This window comes from Ruegeria sp. CK1, assembly GCF_056536545.1.
The window spans coordinates 230,145-252,681 of the sequence record NZ_JBQFPX010000001.1; the positions used below are offsets into that span (position 1 = coordinate 230,145).

Below are 22,537 nucleotides of genomic sequence, written 5' to 3' on the forward strand. Positions count from 1 at the left end.
CTGCCTCAGGTCGGACTGTTTTCGCGGAAGTACTCCCAGGCGTCCACTTCACGCCCGTCTGGCAAAATGCAGACGCCAGTCTGCCCGTTGTCGCCATCCCGGATTTCGTATTTTGCACCACTTTCAACGCAGAACGTGGCCGCCGGGTTTGCCAATTGAGTGGTTGAGTCAGCGGAGGGCGTTTCGTCACAAGCGGCGAGTGCAGTCAGACCGAAAGCGGCGATAAGGGTGCGAGTCATCAAGATTCTCCTGATTAAAGAGCTTTGGCGGTTTATGCAGGCAGCTTAACCGCTTGTACTCGGCCATTACCACACTTAGGACACAACGGATGAGGATACTTTTTCTGGGTGACGTCATGGGCCGCGCGGGACGCACGGCCATTCAGCAACATCTGCCGCGCCTGCGCGACGAATGGCGGCTGGATTTCGTGGTGGTCAATGGTGAGAACGGCTCGAATGGAATGGGGCTAACCGGAGATCACGCCAAGCTGTTGCTGGATGCCGGCGCGGATTGTTTGACGCTGGGTGATCATGCGTTCGACCAGAAGGATATGTTGCAATTCATCGAGAGCGAGCCGCGCATCGTGCGCCCGGTGAATTTCGCGAAGGGCGCGCCGGGGCGTGGTCATCGTCTGTATACTGCGCCGGGTGGACGCAAGGTGTTGGTCGTTCAGGTATTGGGGCAGGTCTTTATGAAACGGCCCTTCGATGATCCGTTCTCGGCCGTTGAGCCTATTTTGAAATCGCATCCGCGAGGCGGGCAGGCGCAGGCGATCATTGTCGACATGCACTGCGAAGCAACGTCCGAGAAAATGGCAATGGGCCACTATTGCGACAAGCGTGCCAGCCTTGTGGTTGGCACTCATACCCATGTTCCCACGGCGGACGCGCAAATCCTGCCGGGTGGTACCGCTTATCTGACTGATGCTGGTATGTGTGGGGATTATGACTCGGTGATCGGCATGGACAAGGTCGAGCCGATGCGCCGTTTCATCACTGGTATGCCCAAGGCCCGCTTTACTCCGGCCAACGGTGAGGCGACGTTAAGCGGGGTCTTCGTTGAGACTGACGATCGCGATGGGCAGGCGAAATCTGTGCAAATGGTACGCGTTGGTGGGCGATTGCAGCAGTCCGGACCGCAATAAGATCACGTCAGGCTTGCTCTGCAGCGCGCAATGCGTGAAACTGCCTGACGGGCGCGCAAGCCAGGACAGGGTTCGGACAGAATACCAAGAATGCAATTCCTTCAACTGACAGAGATGGGCAGCGCGATACTGGCGCTCTTGGTGGTCGCGGGCATGTTCATCATGTTCCTGCGCGAGGTGTACCCGACCGAAGTAGTCGCCATCGGCGGTGTCGCTATCATGCTCGTATCGGGCATTCTGCCGTATCAGAGCGCGCTTGCTGTGCTGTCCAACCCCGCTCCATGGACGATTGCGGCGATGTTCATCATCATGGGTGCCTTGGTAAGGACTGGGGCGCTGGATTCGTTTACGTCGACAGCGCAGAAACAAGCGCAAGTAAACCCGCGCTTTGCCATTGGGTTGCTGATGGCGTTTGTGGTTATCGCATCGGCCGTGGTGTCGAATACGCCTGTTGTGGTTGTGATGATCCCGGTTTTTGTTCAGATTGCCCGCACGTTGAACGTTCCAGCATCTAAGCTTCTGATCCCACTAAGTTACGCAGCCATTTTGGGCGGAACGCTTACTCTGATCGGGACTTCAACAAACCTGCTGGTGGATGGTGTGGCCCGGTCGCAGGGTATGGCCCCGTTCACGATTTTCGAGGTAACGCCTTTAGGCATAGCGCTGGTGATCTATGGCATGGTTTACCTGCGCTTTATCGCTCCGCGCCTTCTGCCCGAGCGCGACAGCATGGCATCCTTGCTGTCAGATCGGTCCAAGATGAAGTTCTTCACCGAGGCCGTCATTCCCCCAGAAAGCAACCTGATCGGGCGCGAGGTCACTGGGGTTCAACTGTTCAAGCGACCCGGAGTCCGTCTGATCGACGTGATCCGGGGTGATGAATCTCTGCGGCGGAACCTGAAGGGCGTCGAACTGAGGCTTGGCGACCGCGTGGTTCTACGGACTGAGATGACCGAGTTGCTGAGCCTGCAAAGCAACAAAGAATTGAAGCGCGTCGATCAGGTATCAGCAGTTGAGACTAAGACGGTTGAGGTTCTGATTACCCCTGGTTGCCGTATGGTTGGACGGACGCTGGGTACGCTACGGCTGCGTCGTCGGTATGGTGTTTATGTGCTGGCGGTGCATCGACGGAACCAGAATATTGGGCGCCAGTTGGACGATCTGGTGGTGCGGGTTGGGGATACGCTGCTGTTAGAAGGCGCTCCGGCGGATATTCAGAAGCTGGCGGCCGATATGGATATGGTTGATGTTTCGCAGCCTTCGGCGCGAGCGTTCCGGCGTAGTCATGCGCCAATTGCGATTGGTGCGCTTGTGGGCATCGTCGCGTTGGCTGCCCTGGGGGTGGCTCCTATCCTGCTGCTGTCGGTTCTTGCGGTGGCCGTGGTGCTGATCACGCGCTGCATCGACGCGGATGAGGCGTTTTCCTTTGTCGAAGGCCGCTTGCTGGCCCTTATCTTTTCCATGTTGGCCATCGGTGCGGCGTTGGATAAATCCGGGGCCGTTTCACTGATTGTAGAGGCGATTGCGCCGGGTCTAAGCGTTTTGCCGCCCTTCCTGATCATCTGGGCCGTGTATCTTTTGACCTCAGTGCTGACTGAGCTGGTGTCAAACAACGCGGTAGCTGTGGTGGTGACACCGATCGCCATAGGCTTGGCGCAGGCCGTGGGGATCGATCCGCGCCCACTGGTTGTGGCTGTGATGGTGGCGGCTTCGGCTTCGTTTGCGACGCCGATTGGGTATCAAACCAACATGATGGTGTATGGCCCGGGCGGTTACCGTTTCGTCGATTTCATGAAGGTCGGTATTCCTCTGAACTTAACTGTTGGCTTGCTGGCTTCGCTGCTGATCCCGCTGATTTGGCCCTTGTGAGTCCGGCGCGGAATCGCCGACACGAACTGGCAGGTCTTGTAAATACTGATCTGGACACGATCTTTTCACCAAAGCGGAAGTGAAAGGATTGCATCATGCCATTTCCAAAGCTGGGTCAAACCATTGTGGCCAGCGCTGTCGTGCTGGCTGTTCTGGGCGCGCAAAGCCATGCCGGAACCGTAACGGGAACCGCCACTTATCGTGAGCGGATCGCAGTGCCGCCCGAGGCAACGCTTTTTGTAGAGCTTCAAGACGTTTCACTTGCTGATGCGCCGGCAGTATCTCTTGCTGCAAAAAGATATGCAGTTGAGGGTGTCCCGGCACAGTTCGAGCTGACGTTTGATGATGCCTTGATCAAAGATGGGCACCGCTATGTTGTGCGCGCTTCAATCCAGCAAGGGCAGGACTTGCTTTTTACCACCGACACAGCCCACCCGGTTCTGACCGATGGGGCGGGAAATTCAGCAGACATAACGCTCGTACAGGTCCAGGGAGGAACGATGCTGGATAACACGGAATGGACGGCTGCTGTTCTGAACGGATCACCGATTGAAGCCGAGAGGCTTCCCTCACTCCAATTTGCTCAGGACGGCGCATTTTCCGGCAGCGGAGGCTGCAATCGTTTTTCGGGTCAGGCCGAGCTATCCGGTGCATCCATCTCATTTCCCGACAATATGGCTGCAACTTTGATGGCCTGCCCACCAGAATTGGAAGAGGTCGAACGGCAGTTCTTGGCGACGCTTCAAAACGTCACCACCTACGCAATGGAAGGCGACGCGCTCGCCTTTCTGGATGCGGCTGGGGAACCGGTGATGAAGTTTACCCGCGCCCAATAACGTTGGGCCGTCAAGCGACGGCCCTTGATCGCCCGGCATTGCGGCCCGAGAAGATGCAACCGCCAAGGAAAGACCCTTCAAGCGCGTTGTACCCGTGATAGCCGCCACCACCGAAACCGGCGACCTCTCCGGCTGCGAACAGTCCGGGAACGACTTGGCCGTCAGCTCCGATCATCTGACTATCCAGATTGGTCTGCAGTCCACCCAGTGTCTTGCGCGTTAGAACGTGCAGTTTAACCGCGATGAGTGGGCCATTCGCTGGATCCAGAAACTTGTGCGGCTTGGCCGTACGGATCAGCTTATCCCCACGGTAATTGCGCGCGGCCAGAATGGCAGCCATCTGCGCATCTTTGGTAAAGGGGTTATCGACCTGAGAGTCCCGCGCCTCAATTTGCGCGCGTAGGTGGGCCTCGTCGATCAGTCCTCCACCCAACTGGTTCATACCGCTAACCAGCTCGGTCAGGGTATTGGCAACGATGAAATCTTCACCGCGCTCCTTGAATGCTTCAACGGGCGCTGTCGCCTTTGATCCGGTCAGGATGCGCTGAAATAGCACCTCGCGCCAACCGCCGTCAGTCATATCCGGGTTTTGTTCAGAGCCTGACAGAGCAAATTCTTTTTTGATCACCTTCTGGGTCAGCACGAACCAGCTGTATTCGTGACCGGTTTTTAGAATTTCCTTCAGCGTGCCCAAGGTGTCGAAGCCCGGCAAACAAGGTGGCTTTAGCCGATTACCATTTGCGTCGAACCACATGGAACTGGGACCGGGCAGGATGCGTATACCGTGCGAGGGCCAGATAGGGTTCCAATTGCGCACGCCTTCGGTGTAATGCCACATCCGGTCGCCATTGATTACGTGACCTCCGGCCTTTTCGCTGATGCTGATCATGCGGCCATCGACATGGAAGGGCACGCCCGCCACCATGGTCTTTGGCGGCTCACCCAACCGATCGCGCGGCCAGCTTTTGCGCACCAATTCGAAATTGCCGCCGATGCCTCCTGAACTGACGATGACCGACGGGGCGTAGACCTCAAACTCGCCAACCTCATCGCGGTTGGTCTTTGCACCGTGGGGCGCAGTGTCATCGGCCAAAACTTCGCCTGATACACCCTTTGCGCAACCATTCTGCATTATGATATGACTGACTTGATGACGGTACTTCATTTCGATCAGACCAGCGCTGACATGTTCACGCACGCGGCGGACGAAGTTCTTCAACACTCCAGGTCCCGTACCCCAAGTTATGTGAAATCGTGGTACCGAGTTGCCGTGACCATCTGCGTATGATCCGCCACGTTCTGCCCAGCCGACGACTGGAAACCACCGTAGGCCCATTTCATATAGCCACGGGCGCATCTCACCTGCGGCGAATTCCACGTAGGCTTCGGCCCATTTGCGCGGCCAGGCGTCTTCGTCGCGGTCGAACTGTGCGCTGCCAATCCAATCACGCAGCGCTAGGTCTTGGCTGTCTTTGATCCCCATGCGTCGCTGTTCTGGGGTGTTGACCATGAATAGGCCGCCGAGGCTCCAGAACGCTTGCCCACCCAGAAAATGCTCGGGCTCCTGATCCAAAACGATTACCTTCTTGCCGCGATCCCCCAATTCGGCGGCAGCTGCCAGACCAGCCAGACCCGCGCCTACAACGATGGCGTCAGCAGTATTGTTGGTCATGTCTTGTCCTTTCAGCTGCTGCGAAGCCAGGCGATGTAGGGCAGGGCTACGACATACATCATGATGCCATACACGGCCGAGGGCAGGGCCAGCGGGCTGAACCCGCTCTCAGCGCCAGTGATTAGCGCCGCAAGGGTAATCCCAAGTGTTCCATTCTGGATGCCCGTTTCGATTGAGATCGTCTTACTTTCATCCCATGACAGTTTCGCGGCACGCGCGATCCCTAGCCCGATGGCCAATAGCGCGACGTTCAAAGTGACCAGCCCCACCCCCATTTTGCCCAAGTTTTCGACGAACACTTGCCAGTTCCCAGCCAAGGCGGCGAGGACGATCAGAACGAAAAGCGCCGTCGCAACTTTGGACAAGGGTGCGTCGATCCGGGCCGCAAAATCAGAGGCGAAATGGCGCACGCTTACGCCGATGGCGACTGGTAGGGTGGTGATCAGAAACATTGCGACAGCCAGCCCGGTGATCGAAACCTCGGGTGCAGCCTCACCCATGAAATGAGTGATTGACCAAGCAGCCAGAAACGGGACCGTAAGAATGGACAGCAAGCTGATAACAGCTGTCAGGCTGACCGACAACGCAACATCGCCGTTGGCCAGTTTGGACAGGATGTTGCTGGTCACACCACCGGGACAAAAGCTGAGCAGCATGAACCCCACTGCAATTTCGGGCGGCAATGCGAAAAGCTTAACGGTGATGAAGGCCACAATGGGTAGTATGATGACCTGACACAGCGCGCCTATGGCGAATGGATAGCCGCGGGTCAGAACACGGCGAAAATCAGCGACGTGCAGCCCTACACCCAGAGACAACATGATAATAGCCAGCGACAGCGGCAGGCCGACATTGATAAGCAGATCCAAGAACAACTCCTCCCAAAGCCATTCGGATCAGCGTAAGCGAGTGTTCAAGGTGCAGGCAACAGCGCCGTTGGGTCACATATAGCGCTGAGCGAAACGGCGCAGGATTTCGCCGGGCTTTGTAACCTCTGCCTCATGGCATATGTCTATAAGGCGCTGGGCGTCTTCGGGCGGGAAATATCCGAAATCCTTGTAGATATTGATGCGCTGTTCGAAGTCTTGCGCATCAGCCTCAGGGTGGAACTGAGTGGCATAAACATTCTGACCCCAGCGGATCATCTGGAATGGGCAGGGATCAGAGGCAAGCAGGTGCACGCAGCCGTCGGGCAGGGATTGAACGGCTTCCTTATGGCCGACGAAAGCGTCGAAACTTGTGCCTAGCCCGGCAGTCAGTGGATCGCGCGTGCCTTCATCGGTGACGTGACAAGTCGACGGACCAACCGGTTCCCCATAGTTCCTCTTGCTGACGTCGCCGCCAAGGTGTGCGGCCAGAATGCCAAGCCCATAGCAACAGCCCATGAAGGGGTGATCATTCGCGGTGATCTGCGGCATCAGGCCCATAATGGCAGTTTCTACCTTTGCGTCGATCTCGGATTTCGTTGCGGGATCATCGCTGACGCAGCCAGGGCCACCGCCGACGATTACGCCCGCGTATTCAGTCACGTCTAGTCTCTCGGGCAAATCCTCGCAGTCCAGCCGAATGCGATGGGTCTGGCTCGGGGACAAGCCGGTCTTGTCCAGAATTGAGGCGTATTCGGCGTCCGATGCTTCGGTTTCCGGGCGCAACTGTAGGATCAGAAATCGTTTCATGCGCCGCCCATACCCGTCAAAGTGGCCAGAAGACAAGGATGGCCGGAACGGAAACTGCAACGATGAGGATTTCCAGCGGCAGCCCCATTCGCCAGTAGTCGCCAAAGCGATAGCCGCCAGGGCCCAGCACCAGCGTGTTGTTCTTGTGCCCAATAGGAGTAAGGAAAGCGGCCGAGGCCGCCACGGCCACTGTCATCAGGAACGGGTCTGGCGAGACTTCGAGTGTACGCGCCATCTGGATGCCAACCGGGGCGGCGACGATAGCGGTGGCGGTGTTGTTCAGCACATCTGACAGTGTCATGGTGACCACCATAAGCACGGTCAGAATGGCCCAAGCGGGCATGCCATCGGTTAGTTGGACCAGCGCATTTGCGATCAGCTCGGTACCGCCCGACGTTTCCAACGCGCTGCCCAAAGGGATCATTGACCCCAGCAGCACAACCACCGGCCATTCGATGTGATTATATAAGTCGGCGATTGGCATGATCTTGGTCAGCACATAGGCCACTACGACCAACCCCAGAGCGATCGGCAAGTAGATCAATCCGACACTTGCGGCCAGCACTGCGGCGGCAAAAAGGCCTATGGCCAGCCACGCCTTGTCGTTTGCTGTAACGTTCAGGCCACGCTCGGCCAAAGGTAGACAACCGAGCCATTCGGTCACGTCGGCGCTTCGGTCGCGCGGACAAAGGAGCAGCAGGATATCGCCCGCCTCCACTTCAGTCTTGCGAACCTGTTCGGTAATGCGGCGGCCTTGGCGTGAGATGCCCATAAGCACGGTACTTTGCCGCCATGCCAAACCCAATCCCTGCGCCGTGCGCCCGGTGATACGAGCGCTTTCGGGGGCGACGACTTCGATCACCTCCAAGCCGTCGCCCTCGGCGGTAAGTAATTCCTGCCGCCGCGTGTCTGAAAAATCGAGGCTCAGCGCAGCGCGGAATTCGTCCAGCGCCTCGGGTCGGGCCTCTAAAACCAGCGCGTCACCCTCTTTCAAAGTTGCGTGGGCGGATCGGCCATAACGTCGCTTGCCATCGCGGATCAGGCCGATGATTGCGACGTCGGATTTCTCAGCGGCCTCGTAGAGCTCGCTGACCCGTTTGCCGATATGCGTGGATTCGGGCGGGATAGTGAGCTCGGCGATGTATTCGGCCAACGCCTCGGTGCTTTCCTCCTGCTGTCCTCGGTTTGGTATCAGTCGCCAGCCGATCAAAGAAACAAATGCTAAACCAGCAATTGCCGCCAACCCACCAACAGGGGCAAAGTCGAACATCTTGAACGGCTCGCCCAGTGTTTCCTGCCGGATCGACGCGATGATGATGTTGGGCGGAGTACCGATCAATGTCGCCATGCCACCCAGAATGGTGGCAAAGCTCAAGGGCATCAACGACAGCCCCACCGACCGCCCGGCCTTGCGCGCGGTTTGAATGTCGACCGGCATAAGCAAGGCCAACGCCGCTACATTGTTCATGAAGGCTGACAGGACGGCACCGATTCCACCCATCAACGCAATGTGCGCCCCCAAGCCGCGCGAGGCATCGACCAACGTGCGCGTGATCAGGAACACAGCTCCTGACCGGACCAACCCGGCGGAGACGACCAAAACGAGGGCCACAATTATGGTTGCTGGATGGCCGAACCCGGCAAAGGCATCATCCACGGGCACCACGCCTAAAATGACCCCAATCAGTAATGCGGAAAAAGCCACAAGATCATAGCGGAAGCGTCCCCACAGCAGCATTCCAAACACAGTGGCGAAAAGGGCAAAAAGAATAATTTGATCTGTCGTCATGGGGTCACCATACCCGCACGGGGTCTTCGGGCAAGCCGCTCTCTTGATCCTTAGCCCCGCAAACGTCTATATGAGCGCCGAATACGCAATCACTATCACGAGGACGCACCATGGCAGGCCACTCCAAATGGGCCAACATCCAGCACCGCAAGGGACGTCAGGACGCCGCGCGGTCCAAACTGTTTTCTAAACTGTCGAAAGAGATCACCGTGGCCGCCAAGATGGGCGACCCCGATCCCGACAAGAACCCGCGCCTGCGTCTGGCAGTGAAAGAGGCAAAGTCGAACTCGGTTCCTAAGGACGTGATCGACCGCGCAATCAAAAAGTCGGTTGCGGGGGAAGGCGATGAATACGAAGAAATCCGCTATGAGGGTTACGGCCCTAATGGTGTCGCCGTGATTGTTGAGACAATGACGGACAATCGCAACCGCACCGCCTCGACCGTGCGTTCAACGTTCTCAAAGAACGGTGGCAATTTGGGTGAAACCGGTTCGGTCGGGTTCATGTTCGACCGTAAGGGCGAGGTGGTCTATCAGGCGGACGCAGGCGACGCAGATACGATTTTCGAAGCGGCAATCGAGGCGGGTGCCGAAGATGTCGAAAGCTCGGAAGATGGCCACATCATCTGGTGCGCCGATACCGATTTGAACGAAGTATCAAACGCACTTGAAACCGCGCTGGGCGAGTCGGAATCAACTAAACTGATTTGGAAACCGACCACCACGACTGAGTTGGGTCTGGAAGACATGCAAAAGCTGATGAAGCTGGTTGATGCGCTGGAAGATGATGACGACGTGCAACGCGTCACTACTAACTTCGAAGCGACGGATGAGGTTATGGCGCAGCTCTGATTTGCGCCAAATTCAGCTATTGAAAACCCGGCCTCTGGTCGGGTTTTTCTATTGTAGTCAGAGAGTTCTTGGCCGGTTGGAAAGAAGTCGGTAAGTTTGAGAAGGCAACGCTGTACTAACTAGACCGAAAAACCCCTTGAGCAGATGACGGACAGTTCACCCAGCACCCCGAAACGAAATATCCCAGTCCTGACTGGCCAGAGCATCCTATCTCAAGTCGCATGGACGCTTGGCAGCCCTTCGATTGTTCTGCCGTTTCTGGCGGTATCGGTTGAACTGCCCATGTTCATTGCAGGAGCGTTGGTGTCCGTGAGAATGCTGGGTAGCATGATCTCAGATATCTTTCTGGCGCAGCCGATTTCGGCGCGGCAGCAAAAGAAACACGGTATCGCCTTGACCGAGGTTGGGATCGGTGCCTGCCTTGTGTTGGCGGTTCTCGTGGCTTCGACCGGCGTTGTGCCAGCAATTGCCGTGGCCTTTGTCGCAGCCTTTTTCATCATCGGATTGATCGAAGAGATTCAGTCGCTGATGTTTACCGATCTACTGGGTGATCACGTGCAATCCAAATCCCGAATGGTTATGCACTACCTTCAACTCGGCTTTGGTGGTCTAGGGGCCATTGGATTGGCGCTGTTGTTGCATGAGATTACTAAAGAAAATCCGCCTTTTTCCCGACACACCACAGTGATTGCAGCGTCTGTAACCTTCTTTGTGCTGTCAGCTCTGTCCATTTTGGCGCTTTCGGAAATTTCACGCGAAAATCAGGTCAAGGAAAAGCCGCACAAGGTACGGAAGCGGAAGCTTTCAGAGAATTTTACCGATATTGTCGACATGTTCGATGAAGCCTGGTTCCGTCGGTATTTGTTTATGCGGTTACCGTTAGTTGTGGTGTCCCTTTCGGTTCCGTTCTTTGCCCTGATCGCCGCCGAGGCGCATCACGCATCGGCCAAGGGGCTGACAGCAATGATCATCTCTTCTGCTTCGGGATATCTGGTGTCAGCGCCGCTATGGCAACTGATAAACATGAAATCACACCGCGCTGTGATGGTCACGGGTGATCTTATGGTCGCCGTAACCGGAGCTGTATTGGTGACAGTGCATTTTATGGGGATCGACCACGCGGTGCACTTGCACGCCATAGCCCTGTTCATCGTGACTGTGGCCGTAACAGGTGTAAGTGGAGCGCGACAGCTTTATTTTCTGGACGTTGCGCCAAAGGAGCAAAGGGTAAAGGGGGCGGCTGCGATAAAGAGTATCTGTCGCATCACAGCGGTGATCCTGTCAGCCGTGTTAGCTGGGGTAGCTCATTTGCATGAAGTTGCTTGGGCTATTGTGTTTATTGTTTTGGTTAGCTTTTTTGCGGCCATCATTTGTTACCGCGTGGTCTTACCAAGCGCACAAAAGGCGGAAAAGTCCTGATCTTGGGGTGTTACCTTGGGTGCAACGCTTCAACGGCGACGCGTTTGACCGCCTGAGTCAGCGGTGCCAAGGATGCACTCAGAATACGCCCAACCTGCCACGTTAGCGGCACGTCCAGTGGTGCGTTCGGCAACACTGGGCACAAGCGGCCATCTTTCAGAGCGTTTTGTGCCAGTCCAACAGGGTTCATTCCCCAGCCTATTCCCGCGATAGCTGCCTCAACAAAACCTTGCGAAGAAGGCAGAAAATGTAAGGGTGGAGATAATCGATGGCCTGTCTGTTCAAGTATCCAAGATTTCTGAAGTCCGTCCTTTCGATTGAATGTCAGGCAAGGCGCGCGCGACAGACTGTGCGTGTCCACGCCTTCGGCGAACCACTTGCCCATGAATGCCGGGCTGGCGGTGGCGATGTAGCGCAACACGCCCAAAGCCGTGCTGTCACAACCCACAACTGGCTGCCCGCCCACTGTTATTGCGGCGCTGACCTCTCCGCGCCGCAACCACTCAGCCGAATGGTCCTGATCGTCGACCACCAGATCGAACAACAACCCGTCCACCTGAGCCAAAGCGTCTATGAACCATGTTGCCAGAACGTCTGCGGGCACTGCTACACGCACACGCGCCGGGTTGTCGGTCTGATCCAGTGTCAGTTCGCGCGCCAATTTGGCTTCGAGCAGTCCAATGTCTTCGGCGTGTTGGGCGATACGTAGCCCCGCCGGAGTACCTGTGCAGGGTGTGCCACGACTGATCAACGCGACACCGACGCGATCCTCTAACGCTTTGATCCGCTGTGAAATAGCCGAGGGTGTAACCGCCAGCTCGGCAGCAGCAGCTTCGAAGCTGCCATGCCGCAGGATCAAGGACAGGGCCGAAAGGTGATTGGGATCAAGTAGCATTAGTTAAACTTAACTAAGGTCAACATCTTTTATTTGATAGAATGCCTCAATACCCGTAGTCAACGCCTCAGATTACAGGAGGCTCCATGTCCACATCCCTTGTCGCCGGTTTTGCTTTGGGCTTCAGCCTAATCCTTGCCATCGGGGCGCAGAACGCTTTCGTACTGCGTCAGGGACTGCGACGTGAGCATGTATTTCCGCTGTGCCTGACTTGCGCTGTGTCCGATGCCATCCTTATCGCAGCTGGTGTCGCGGGGTTCGGTGCTCTGGCCGAAGCGGCACCTTGGTTTGAAACGGTGATGCGCTACGGCGGAGCCATCTTTCTGACGTGGTATGGGTTGCGCAGCCTGCAATCGGCCTGGCGCGGCGGGGCTGCGATGGACGTGGAAAAAGGTCAGCGCGCCAGTCTGCGATCGGTTCTACTGACAGTTTTGGCCTTCACCTGGCTTAACCCGCATGTCTATCTGGATACCGTTGTTCTATTGGGTTCCATCTCTGCGCAGTATGATGACCGCATGGCTTTTGCCGCGGGCGCGATGATGTCCAGTTTCGTGTTTTTCTTTTCGCTTGGATACGGGTCAAGGGTACTGTCCCCCTTCTTTGCCCGGCCACGCGCCTGGCAAGTTCTGGACGTAGTGATCGGAGTGGTCATGCTGGGGATTGCTTCGAAACTTGTTGCACTGTGACGGGTTGCCCCAGCCGGGGTTTCGGTGTTCAACCGTTAACATGACAACTCATGCCCCGACTTACCGCCCATTGCTGGGTATGTTCTGGATGTTTGCTGCCGGGGTGTCATTTGTTGTCATGACGGCGCTGGTCAAGTCGCTAGGCTCGACCATGGACCCGATTCAAGCGGCTTTCTTTAGGTTTGTCTTTGGTTTGGTGTTTCTTTTGCCCGCCCTGAAATTGGTTCTGAAGACGCACCTGACCAGGCGACATCTGAAGCTGTTCGGAGTGCGGGGGATTGTGCATGCCGTAGCCGTAATGCTGTGGTTTTTCTCTATGACGCAGATCCCCTTGGCCGAAGTCACGGCGATGAACTATATGACGCCGGTTTACGTGACTTTGGGCGCGGCTTTGTTTCTGGGTGAAAAGCTTGCCTTTCGCCGAATTGCCGCGATCTTCGTTGCTGTGATCGGTGTCATCATTATTCTGCGGCCTGGATTTCGTGAAATCTCAGCAGGCCACTTGACGATGCTGGGTACATCCTTGGCACTTGGGGCGTCTTACTTGATCGCAAAGGCGCTTGTGAGAGACCTCCCACCTTCTGTTGTTGTGGCCCACATGTCGATCTGGGTGACGATTGCCCTGATTCCCTTTGCCGTGGCTGTTTGGACACCGCCCAGCCTTCGCGACTTGGGTATTCTGTTTCTGGTCGCTAGCTTTGCGACCGCTGGTCACTATTTCATGACGATTGCGCTAAAAGCCGCGCCCGTCGCAGTTACGCAACCGGTTACTTTCCTGCAATTGATCTGGGCCACGCTGTTGGGGGCATTGGTCTTCCACGAAAGAATTGACGTTTGGGTCGTTGCCGGAGGTACACTGATATTGACTGCCGTCAGTTTCATTGCCTGGCGCGAGGCCGTTCTGAACCGCAGCAGCCTGACCACACCAAGCATTGCGCCCAAGCTCTAGCGAATTCTAGCGCTCGGAATAGGTTGTTGATTGACGGGTCAATAAAAACCCCGTAGCGTTTTCCTGCCAACCGTTGGGAGGGGACAGCTATGCCGAAACTCGGAATGGAGCCAATCCGCCGTGACGCAATCGTTCGTGCGACGATTGCCGAGCTTGGGTCGAAAAAATCCCTTGATGTAACGGTCAGCCAGATCGCCAAACGGGCCGGGATGTCCAGCGCGTTGGCGCATCACTATTTCGGTGGCAAGGATCAGATATTTCTGGCCGCAATGCGCCGTATTCTTTCCGATTTCGGAAATGAAGCGCGGGGAGAGTTAAAGGCAGCCGCCCCGAATGAAAGGGCGCAGGCTATTATTAGGGCTTGCTTTGCTCCCTCGTGTTTTACGCCCGACGTAATTGCTGCTTGGATGACGTTTTACGTTTTGGCACAGACCAACGACGACGCACTACGTCTGTGGCAGATCTACCAAGCGCGTATCCGGTCCAACCTGATAGACGCGCTGCGCCCCTTGATGAATGACCCGGTCGAGGCGGCCGAAAACATGATCGCTCTGATTGACGGTCTTTACATCCGTGCGGCGCTTAGCGCTCCGGAAGAACCGCAACTGGCTGTTAACCACGCAATGCGTGTCCTCAATACACTTCTCGAGGCTGAAAAATGACAAAACCGAACATTCTGATCCTGATGGTGGATCAGCTTAACGGAACCCTCTTTCCCGACGGTCCCGCAGACTGGCTTCATGCTCCGAACCTGAAGAAGCTTGCTGAACGGTCGACCCGGTTTGCCAACGCCTATACGGCCTCGCCGCTTTGCGCGCCCGGTCGGGCAAGTTTTATGTCTGGTCAATTGCCTTCGCGGACCGGGGTCTATGACAATGCGGCTGAATTTCGAAGCGACATTCCGACATACGCTCATCACCTGCGCCGCGCGGGGTATTACACCTGCCTATCCGGCAAGATGCACTTTGTCGGTCCTGATCAGTTGCACGGGTTCGAGGATCGCCTGACCACAGATATCTACCCGGCTGATTTTGGTTGGACGCCGGATTATCGCAAGCCGGGCGAACGCATCGACTGGTGGTATCACAATATGGGTTCCGTTACCGGCGCGGGTGTGGCTGAGATTTCCAATCAGATGGAATATGATGACGAGGTCGCCTACAACGCTAAGACTAAGCTTTACGATTTGGCCCGAGGCAAGGATGACCGCCCTTGGTGCGTGACGGTCAGCTTCACTCATCCGCATGATCCTTACGTGGCGCGTCGGAAATACTGGGACCTTTATGAGGATTGCGAACATCTGCTACCCGAGGTCCCGGACCTCGGCTACGACAATCAGGACCCGCATTCGAAACGGATTTTCGATGCCAATGACTGGCGCAGCTTTGACATTACCGAGGAAGATATCCGCAATTCTCGCCGCGCTTACTTCGCCAACATCTCGTATCTGGACGATAAGATCGGTGAGATCTTAGAGGTGCTAGAATCCACGCGGCAAGAGGCCATTATCCTGTTTGTCTCAGACCACGGCGATATGCTTGGCGAGCGCGGTTTGTGGTTCAAGATGACATTCTTCGAAGGGTCGTCGCGTGTGCCGCTGATGATCTCGGCCCCGGATCTGCCTGCAGGCCGGATTGACACGCCCGTCTCGACCATCGACGTGACCCCAACATTAGGAGCGCTTGCAGGTGTAGACATGGCCGAAATCGCGCCATGGACCGACGGCGAAGATCTTATGCCTTTGGCAAAAGGCGGCGAACGCACTGCACCTGTGGCGATAGAATACGCGGCTGAGGCGTCTTACGCGCCGCTGGTTTCACTGCGCTACGGAAAGTGGAAATACAACAGATGCGCTCTGGACCCGGATCAGCTGTTCGATCTCGAGGCCGACCCGCATGAACAGGTCAACTTGGCCGACAACCCTGCGCATGCCGGAACGTTGGAAACGCTGCGCGCGAAATCCGAAGCTCGCTGGGACTTGGATCAGTTCGATGCAGATGTGCGTGCCAGCCAGGCCCGCCGGTGGGTCGTTTACGAAGCGTTGCGGCAGGGTGGGTACTACCCGTGGGACTACCAACCGCTTCAGAAGGCGTCTGAACGGTACATGCGCAATCACATGGATCTTAATGTCGTAGAGGAAAACGCCCGCTTCCCGCGCGGCGAGTAACCTTTTTACCAAATGAAAGTACTCCGCCGTAGACCACCTGAATTGGCGCGGCGGTTGCAGGAGTCATAAAATGGAAGCAGATTTCGTCATTGTGGGCGCCGGGTCCGCCGGTTGCGCGATGGCTTACCGCCTAAGTGAGGCCGGGGCCTCGGTTCTGGTGATCGAGCATGGTGGAACTGACGCCGGGCCGTTCATCCAGATGCCTGCGGCACTCAGCTATCCGATGAACATGCCTATGTATGACTGGGGCTACAAGTCCGAGCCTGAGCCGCATTTGAACAATCGTAAACTGGCCTGCCCACGCGGCAAGGTGATTGGTGGTTCTTCCTCGATCAACGGGATGGTTTACGTGCGTGGTCATGCGCGTGATTTTGATACCTGGGCCGATATGGGTGCCGATGGCTGGTCCTATGCGGACGTGTTGCCCTACTACAAGCGGATGGAGACCTGGCACGATGGCGGTCATGGTGGCGACGCAGAGTGGCGCGGCAAAAACGGCCCACTGCACGTGTCGCGCGGCCCGCGCGAGAACCCACTGTTTCAAGCCTTTGTCGATGCTGGTCAGCAGGCAGGTTATGAAGTAACCGGCGATTACAACGGCGAAAAGCAGGAAGGATTTGGCCCGATGGAGCAGACCGTCTGGAAAGGACGGCGCTGGTCGGCGGCCAACGCGTATTTGAAGCCTGCGCTAAAGCGCGACAACTGCGATATCGTGCGCGGTCTGGCATCACGTGTGGTCATGGAAAATGGCCGTGCGACCGGTGTTGAATTGTTTCGCGGCGGCAAAAAGGAAATTATTCGTGCCCGGCGCGAAGTGGTTCTGGCCGCGTCCTCGATTAACTCACCCAAACTGCTGATGCTGTCAGGGATCGGTCCGGCGGCTCATCTGGCCGAGCATGGCATTGAAGTTGTCGCAGATCGTCCCGGCGTGGGCGCAAACCTGCAGGATCATCTGGAGCTTTATATCCAGCAAGCTTCGCTGCAGCCAATCACACTGTACAAACACTGGAACCTTGTCAGCAAAGGCCTGATTGGGGCGCAATGGCTATTTACCAAAACTGGACTTGGAGCGTCGAACCAGTTCGAAAGCGCGGCCTTCATACGGTCAAATCCGGGTGTTGAGTATCCCGACATTCAGTATCACTTCCTGCCGATTGCCGTAAGGTATGATGGGCAGGCGGCTGCAGAGGGTCATGGATTCCAAGCGCATGTAGGACCCATGCGGTCTCCGTCGCGCGGTGCGGTGACGCTGCGCTCGGACAAGCCCGAGGACGCTCCGGTGATCCGGTTCAACTATATGAGCCACGAAAAAGACTGGGAGGATTTCCGCAAATGTATCCGCCTGACCCGCGAAATTTTTGGGCAGGATGCGTTCAAACCCTATGCGGGTAAGGAAATTCAACCTGGTGCGGACGTGCAGACTGATGAGGAACTAAATGAATTCATCGCTGAGCATGCCGAAAGCGCCTACCATCCCTGTGGCACCTGCCGCATGGGTCGAGCCGATGATAAAAACGCGGTTGTTGACCCGCAAGGACGGGTAATTGGCGTTGAGGGGCTGCGCGTAGCCGACAGTTCGATTTTCCCTCAGATCACCAATGGCAACCTGAACGCGCCTTCCATCATGGTGGGTGAGAAGGTTTCGGATCATCTTCTGGGCAGAGAGGCATTGCCAAAAGCCAATGATCGGCCATGGATACACCCAGCATGGGCAACAGCGCAGCGGTGATTTGATCCGCGTCAAAGCGGGGTGAAACGAAGACGCATAGGCCTAACTTACAACTGTACATTTAGGAGCGAACAGGAATGTCTCACACCCCGCACGAACTGGCCGAAGAGTTTCCAGACAAAGTCGAACTGATGAGCCAGCTCAAGCAATCGGACGCGCATTTTGCCCGGCTGGCAGATGAGTATCACGAGATCAACCGCACCGTTCACCGGGCCGAAACCAATGTCGAACCGATGGAAGAATTGGCGGAAGGTGAATTGCGTAAGAAACGAGCGGCTCTCAAGGATGAGATCTGGGCGATCTTATCTAAATCTTAAGGCCAAGAGGCGGGGGCGCTGCCCCCGTCGCAGCAAGCCGCGCGTCCTACGGAATAGTCTCAAGCCAAGTCAGGATCAGGTGACCTCATAGGGCAAGGTGCCACGGGTATGGGCGTCAATTGAAAGCCGCCGTTCCAATGGTGGGACCGATCTTTGGTGGCAGCTTTGCCGTTCGCAGATGCGGCACGAAATGCCGATTGGTTCGTATGCGCTGGCGTTGTTGATATCCAGGTTGTCGGCATAGACCAGAGCCTCGGCATGCCGAACCTCGCAACCCAGTGCAATGGCATAACGGCGCACAGGCGCACCGTACGAGCCGCCCGATTTCGACACATCCCGAGCTAACGAAATATAGCGCACACCATCCGGTGTTTCCGCCAGTTGTCTTAAGAAATGACCGGGGGTTTCGAAGGCGCGGTGAACGTTCCACAACGGGCAAGCACCGCCGAACCGCGCGAACTGCAGACGTGTGGCCGAGTGACGCTTGGTGATTGTGCCCGCCTGATCGACGCGGACAAAAAAGAACGGTATTCCCTTGGCTCCGGGTCGTTGCATTGTCGAGAGCCGGTGCGCGATTTGCTCAATCGACGCGCCGAACCGATTGCTAAGCAACTCCAGATCGTGGCGATAGTCCTGCGCCGCAGTCAGAAACGCATCGTAAGGCATCAAAGATGCCCCAGCAAAATAGTTGGCTAGCCCAATCTTGGCGATCGCGCGCGCCTCGTCGCTTTGAAACTTGGCGAAATCCAGTGTGGCCTCAAGCAGTTTGTCGTGGCTGATCAAGGCAACCTGAAGCAGCAGTTGGAACACTTGTGTTTGCGGCGCGATGCGGGACGAGAGTTGAAGCGTCTTGCTGTCAGTGTCGTATTTTCGGGTTTCAGGAATATCCACGAACTGCACCCGAATGCCCCTTTCTCCAAGGCTATTGATTGCGGCAGCGCGGATTCCACCGGAGTCTTCGGCGCGGGTCGAGAACCGTTCGGCTGCGCGGTCGACTGCATCGATATAGTTGTCGCAATAGTGGAAAAAATCCCGTACCTCTTCCCAAGGGCTGGCCTGTATCTGCGCGTCTTCGCGGCCAAGGGCTTCGTCCAGCGAGGCGAGCCGTTCATGCGTCTGGCGATAGGTCCGGTGCAGCGCGATGAACGCCCGAGCCAGCGCAGGCGCATTGGATGCTGTCAAGCGTAGGTCAGCCAGCGGTGGCATGGCGTCATCGAAGACTGGGTCTGCCAGTGCTTCGCGCATGTCTGAGACCAGACGCTCGCTGTCGCCGGTGCTCAACTCGGTCACGTCCATACCGAACTCTTGTGCCAGTGCCAGGACAACAGTGGTCGAGATCGGCCTGTTGTTGTTCTCCATCTGGTTCAGATAGGGCAGGGAGACACCCAGCTTGGTGGCGAATTCTTTTTGAGTCAGCGTTAGGCGCGTACGCATTTCGCGCAGCTTTGCACCGGCATAAAGCTTTTGGGTGGCCATGGCGTACCTTTGCAACTTAGCTTTCAGGGCAAGCTAACTTTGCAAACCCACTGTTGCAAGCCATGTCACAAGCCCAACTTTCGCTCGCGCCTGATTACGGACATTATGGCGCAGATCGCCAGCGCGGAGGTTGCCAGCATCAGCCACAGCAGCGGCATAGCGCCGGTTTCGTGGGTCAACAAGGCTCCGGCCAGCGCACTGAGACCCGCTCCGCCACCCAGCATGATCGCGCCGCTTAGGCCTGAGGCGGTGGCAGCCAGATGGGGGCGAACGGACAATGCGCCCGAGGTGGCGTTGGGAATTGTCATGCCGTTTCCGATCCCGACGAAGGTCATGAGCCCGAAAAAGCTGAGCGCCGTTCCAAAGCCTGCCAGAAACAGGGTTGCAGACAATGCGACACCTATCGCGTTCAACCAGCACCCCCAGTACACCATTCGGTTCACGCCAAACCTTACCGAGTATCTGCCGCTGAAGAAGTTTCCAAAGAAATACCCGACTGCGGGTGCGCCGAAATAGATACCGACCTGTGCAGCGCTAAGTCCGAATAGCTCGGTGCCAATAAAGGGCGCGCCGCCCAGATAGGCAAAGAAAGCCCCCGATGATAACGCAGACGATAGCGAATAGCCCCAGAAGCGGGGTGAGCGCAGCAATTCCGGATATTCGCGGAACTGTTGCACCAAAGTCTTGCCGCTTTTGGCCGAAGTTTCACCAAAGTCGAAGTAGATCAGTGCCAGTGTCATCGCGCCCAGTCCGAAAGGCAGCCAGAAATTTGCCTTCCAGCCATAGCTTTCTTCAAGCAGGCCGCCTATTGCCGGGCCGATCATCGGGACGACAGCCATGCCCATCGTGACATATCCGATCATAGATGCTGCCTGATCCTTGTCATACATATCCCGCACCGCCGCGCGGCTGAGTACCATGCCAACAACAACGATTGCCTGGCTCATGCGGAGGGCCAGGAATACTTCGACTGTGGGCGCATAGATGCAGCCCAACGTGGCGACAAGGAACAATGCCAGCCCCCATAGTAAGACGGGCCGACGTCCGGCTTTATCGGCAATCGGGCCGATCAATATCTGCAAGAACGCATTTACCAGCAAGTACAGCGCAATCGATAGCTGCATGATTTTGTAGTCGGCCTGAAAATGCAGGGCCATGTTCGGCAGGCTGGGCAGGAACAAATTCAGGCTGAGGGCCGAGAGACCTGAAAGTAAAACCAGCGTGTAAATTGTTGGGGGCGAACGATGCGCCCGAGAAGAACTGAACTGCATGGTTCACTGGTATACAGACCGTTTCGGCGAATACCATCCGTGACCGTGTTTCATTTTGAAACTTAGCAATTTTACAATTTACGCATCAAAAATTTTCAAAGGTTTGCAAATTTGCCGAAAGGTGCTTTGGCCCTGACGAGTCTGCGTATAGGGTCGCGCTAAATTTTACAGGGGACCAGCGCCATGAAAGACATCCTGACCGAGCTTGAAGATCGCCGCAACAACGCCCGGCTGGGTGGTGGGCAAAAGCGTATCGACGCGCAGCATGGGCGCGGCAAACTGACCGCACGCGAGCGGATCGAACTGTTGGTGGATGAGGGCAGTTTCGAAGAATTCGACATGTTCGTCAGCCACCGGTGCAGTGATTTCGGTATGCAGAATCAAAAGCCTGCGGGTGATGGCGTGGTCACTGGCTGGGGCACAATCAATGGCCGGATGGTCTATGTGTTTAGTCAGGATTTCACTGTGTTTGGCGGGTCCCTGTCGGAAACTCACGCGCAGAAGATATGCAAGGTCATGGATATGGCGATCCAAAACGGTGCGCCGGTGATTGGAATCAACGACTCGGGTGGGGCGCGAATCCAAGAAGGGGTCGCCTCGTTGGCGGGCTACGCCGAAGTGTTCCAACGCAACATCATGGCCTCAGGCGTTGTGCCGCAGATCAGCGTGATTATGGGGCCGTGCGCTGGTGGTGCTGTCTACAGTCCTGCGATGACCGACTTTATTTTTATGGTCAAAGACACCTCTTACATGTTCGTAACCGGCCCTGACGTCGTCAAAACTGTCACCAACGAAGTCGTCACTGCCGAAGAATTGGGGGGAGCGTCGACCCACACCAAAAAATCATCGGTTGCTGATGGGGCGTTCGAAAACGATGTCGAGGCTTTGGCGGAAGTGCGTCGCCTGGTTGATTTCCTGCCGTTGAATAACCGTGAGAAACCGCCGGTCCGTCCGTTCTTTGACAGCCCGGATAGGGTCGAATCCTCTCTGGATACGCTGATCCCAGACAATCCGAATACGCCCTATGACATGAAGGAACTCATCACCAAAGTGGCGGACGAGGGCGACTTCTACGAGATTCAAGAAGACTACGCCAAAAACATCATCATAGGCTTCATTCGCCTGGAAGGGCAGACCGTGGGTGTCGTTGCGAACCAACCGATGGTGCTGGCCGGATGTTTGGATATCGACAGCTCGCGCAAGGCGGCGCGGTTCGTGCGGTTCTGCGACTGTTTCGAGATTCCGATCCTGACACTGGTCGACGTGCCCGGGTTTCTACCGGGAACCTCTCAGGAATATGGCGGTGTTATTAAGCACGGGGCCAAATTGTTGTTTGCCTATGGCGAGGCGACAGTGCCGAAAGTCACCGTTATCACCCGCAAGGCTTACGGTGGTGCGTATGATGTTATGGCCTCCAAGCACCTGCGCGGAGATTTCAATTATGCGTGGCCCACCGCCGAGATTGCCGTGATGGGCGCGAAAGGTGCCACCGAGATCATCCACCGCGCTGATCTTGGGGATGCCGAAAAGATCGCGCAACATACTCAGGACTACGAAGATCGTTTCGCAAACCCCTTTGTCGCCGCCGAGCGTGGTTTCATTGATGAGGTGATCATGCCGCAGTCAACACGCCGCCGTGTATCACGTGCGTTCGCTAGCTTGCGCAACAAGCAGCTTAAGAACCCATGGAAAAAGCACGACAACATCCCTCTGTAAGAAAACGCGATACGCTTTTCCTGTTGGAATACTCACCGAGAGCGGGACATCGCCGGGTAATTTCCAGTGAGTTTG

General features: G+C 56.4%; 20 protein-coding genes. 12 read left to right on the forward strand and 8 right to left on the reverse strand.

Annotation, left to right across the window (positions count from 1 at the left end):
- Nucleotides 1-5 precede the first annotated feature (5 nt).
- A complete protein-coding gene (locus ACR0L3_RS01145; protein ID WP_480742980.1) occupies nt 6-239 on the reverse strand; it encodes a putative hemolysin in 234 nt (77 codons plus the stop codon).
- A gap of 89 nt (nt 240-328) precedes the next feature.
- Here ACR0L3_RS01145 and ACR0L3_RS01150 point away from each other — a divergent pair, with 89 nt between their 5' ends.
- From ACR0L3_RS01150 to ACR0L3_RS01160, 3 genes are all read left to right on the forward strand, one after another.
- Entirely contained in the window at nt 329-1,144 is an 816-nt protein-coding gene (locus ACR0L3_RS01150) for a TIGR00282 family metallophosphoesterase (protein ID WP_480742981.1), read from the forward strand.
- Nucleotides 1,145-1,234: 90 nt separating this feature from the next.
- Nucleotides 1,235-3,013 (forward strand): SLC13 family permease, encoded by a 1,779-nt coding sequence (locus ACR0L3_RS01155; RefSeq protein WP_480742983.1) that lies wholly within the window; start codon nt 1,235-1,237, stop codon nt 3,011-3,013.
- Between the two features lie 95 nt (nt 3,014-3,108).
- A complete protein-coding gene (locus tag ACR0L3_RS01160; RefSeq protein WP_480742984.1) occupies nt 3,109-3,849 on the forward strand; it encodes a YbaY family lipoprotein in 741 nt (246 codons plus the stop codon).
- 10 nt (nt 3,850-3,859) lie between these two features.
- On the opposite strand, the gene ACR0L3_RS01165 is transcribed toward ACR0L3_RS01160, so the two are convergent.
- The 4 genes from ACR0L3_RS01165 to ACR0L3_RS01180 all read right to left on the reverse strand — a co-directional run bounded on the left by ACR0L3_RS01165 (nt 3,860) and on the right by ACR0L3_RS01180 (nt 8,986).
- On the reverse strand, nt 3,860-5,521 hold the full coding sequence (locus ACR0L3_RS01165) for an FAD-binding dehydrogenase (protein WP_480742986.1): 1,662 nt from the start codon (nt 5,519-5,521) through the stop codon (nt 3,860-3,862).
- Between the two features lie 11 nt (nt 5,522-5,532).
- Entirely contained in the window at nt 5,533-6,390 is an 858-nt protein-coding gene (locus ACR0L3_RS01170; RefSeq protein ID WP_480742988.1) for a bile acid:sodium symporter family protein, read from the reverse strand.
- A gap of 72 nt (nt 6,391-6,462) precedes the next feature.
- Nucleotides 6,463-7,197 carry a glutamine amidotransferase gene (locus tag ACR0L3_RS01175; RefSeq protein ID WP_480742990.1) on the reverse strand — a complete coding sequence of 245 codons (735 nt, stop codon included), beginning with the start codon at nt 7,195-7,197 and terminating at the stop codon, nt 6,463-6,465.
- A gap of 16 nt (nt 7,198-7,213) precedes the next feature.
- Nucleotides 7,214-8,986 (reverse strand): SLC13 family permease, encoded by a 1,773-nt coding sequence (locus ACR0L3_RS01180; RefSeq protein WP_480742991.1) that lies wholly within the window; start codon nt 8,984-8,986, stop codon nt 7,214-7,216.
- Nucleotides 8,987-9,096: 110 nt separating this feature from the next.
- On the opposite strand from ACR0L3_RS01180, the gene ACR0L3_RS01185 reads away from it, so the two are divergent.
- A complete protein-coding gene (locus ACR0L3_RS01185) occupies nt 9,097-9,837 on the forward strand; it encodes a YebC/PmpR family DNA-binding transcriptional regulator (RefSeq protein ID WP_480742992.1) in 741 nt (246 codons plus the stop codon).
- 144 nt (nt 9,838-9,981) lie between these two features.
- Nucleotides 9,982-11,256, forward strand: a complete 1,275-nt coding sequence (locus ACR0L3_RS01190) for an MFS transporter (RefSeq protein ID WP_480742994.1) — start codon at nt 9,982-9,984, stop codon at nt 11,254-11,256.
- 10 nt (nt 11,257-11,266) lie between these two features.
- Here the strand turns inward: ACR0L3_RS01190 and ACR0L3_RS01195 are convergent, their stop codons facing one another.
- Nucleotides 11,267-12,151 (reverse strand): LysR family transcriptional regulator ArgP, encoded by an 885-nt coding sequence (locus ACR0L3_RS01195; RefSeq protein ID WP_480742996.1) that lies wholly within the window; start codon nt 12,149-12,151, stop codon nt 11,267-11,269.
- Nucleotides 12,152-12,237: 86 nt separating this feature from the next.
- Between ACR0L3_RS01195 and lysE the strand changes: the two genes are divergently transcribed.
- The 6 genes from lysE (at nt 12,238) to ACR0L3_RS01225 (ending at nt 17,999) form a co-directional block, all read left to right on the forward strand.
- Nucleotides 12,238-12,837, forward strand: a complete 600-nt coding sequence (gene lysE / locus ACR0L3_RS01200; protein WP_480742998.1) for an L-lysine exporter — start codon at nt 12,238-12,240, stop codon at nt 12,835-12,837.
- A 40-nt stretch (nt 12,838-12,877) separates the two neighbouring features.
- Nucleotides 12,878-13,786 carry a DMT family transporter gene (locus tag ACR0L3_RS01205; protein ID WP_480742999.1) on the forward strand — a complete coding sequence of 303 codons (909 nt, stop codon included), beginning with the start codon at nt 12,878-12,880 and terminating at the stop codon, nt 13,784-13,786.
- Between the two features lie 89 nt (nt 13,787-13,875).
- Nucleotides 13,876-14,448, forward strand: a complete 573-nt coding sequence (gene betI, locus ACR0L3_RS01210; RefSeq protein ID WP_480743000.1) for a choline-binding transcriptional repressor BetI — start codon at nt 13,876-13,878, stop codon at nt 14,446-14,448.
- Nucleotides 14,445-15,953: a choline-sulfatase gene (gene betC / locus ACR0L3_RS01215; RefSeq protein ID WP_480743002.1), complete on the forward strand. Its 1,509-nt coding sequence runs from the start codon at nt 14,445-14,447 to the stop codon at nt 15,951-15,953. Before betI ends, betC begins: the two co-directional genes overlap by 4 nt.
- A gap of 70 nt (nt 15,954-16,023) precedes the next feature.
- Nucleotides 16,024-17,682 carry a choline dehydrogenase gene (gene betA / locus ACR0L3_RS01220; RefSeq protein WP_480743003.1) on the forward strand — a complete coding sequence of 553 codons (1,659 nt, stop codon included), beginning with the start codon at nt 16,024-16,026 and terminating at the stop codon, nt 17,680-17,682.
- Nucleotides 17,683-17,759: 77 nt separating this feature from the next.
- Nucleotides 17,760-17,999 (forward strand): HP1242/YdcH family protein, encoded by a 240-nt coding sequence (locus tag ACR0L3_RS01225; RefSeq protein WP_480743005.1) that lies wholly within the window; start codon nt 17,760-17,762, stop codon nt 17,997-17,999.
- A 75-nt stretch (nt 18,000-18,074) separates the two neighbouring features.
- On the opposite strand, the gene ACR0L3_RS01230 is transcribed toward ACR0L3_RS01225, so the two are convergent.
- Both ACR0L3_RS01230 and ACR0L3_RS01235 read right to left on the reverse strand, forming a co-directional pair.
- The gene (locus tag ACR0L3_RS01230; RefSeq protein ID WP_480743006.1) at nt 18,075-19,475 is read right to left on the reverse strand and encodes a helix-turn-helix domain-containing protein; all 1,401 of its coding nucleotides are present in this window, start codon (nt 19,473-19,475) and stop codon (nt 18,075-18,077) included.
- 65 nt (nt 19,476-19,540) lie between these two features.
- Nucleotides 19,541-20,746 (reverse strand): multidrug effflux MFS transporter, encoded by a 1,206-nt coding sequence (locus ACR0L3_RS01235; RefSeq protein ID WP_480743007.1) that lies wholly within the window; start codon nt 20,744-20,746, stop codon nt 19,541-19,543.
- Nucleotides 20,747-20,929: 183 nt separating this feature from the next.
- Between ACR0L3_RS01235 and ACR0L3_RS01240 the strand changes: the two genes are divergently transcribed.
- Nucleotides 20,930-22,462 (forward strand): acyl-CoA carboxylase subunit beta, encoded by a 1,533-nt coding sequence (locus ACR0L3_RS01240; RefSeq protein ID WP_480743009.1) that lies wholly within the window; start codon nt 20,930-20,932, stop codon nt 22,460-22,462.
- Nucleotides 22,463-22,537 lie beyond the last annotated feature (75 nt).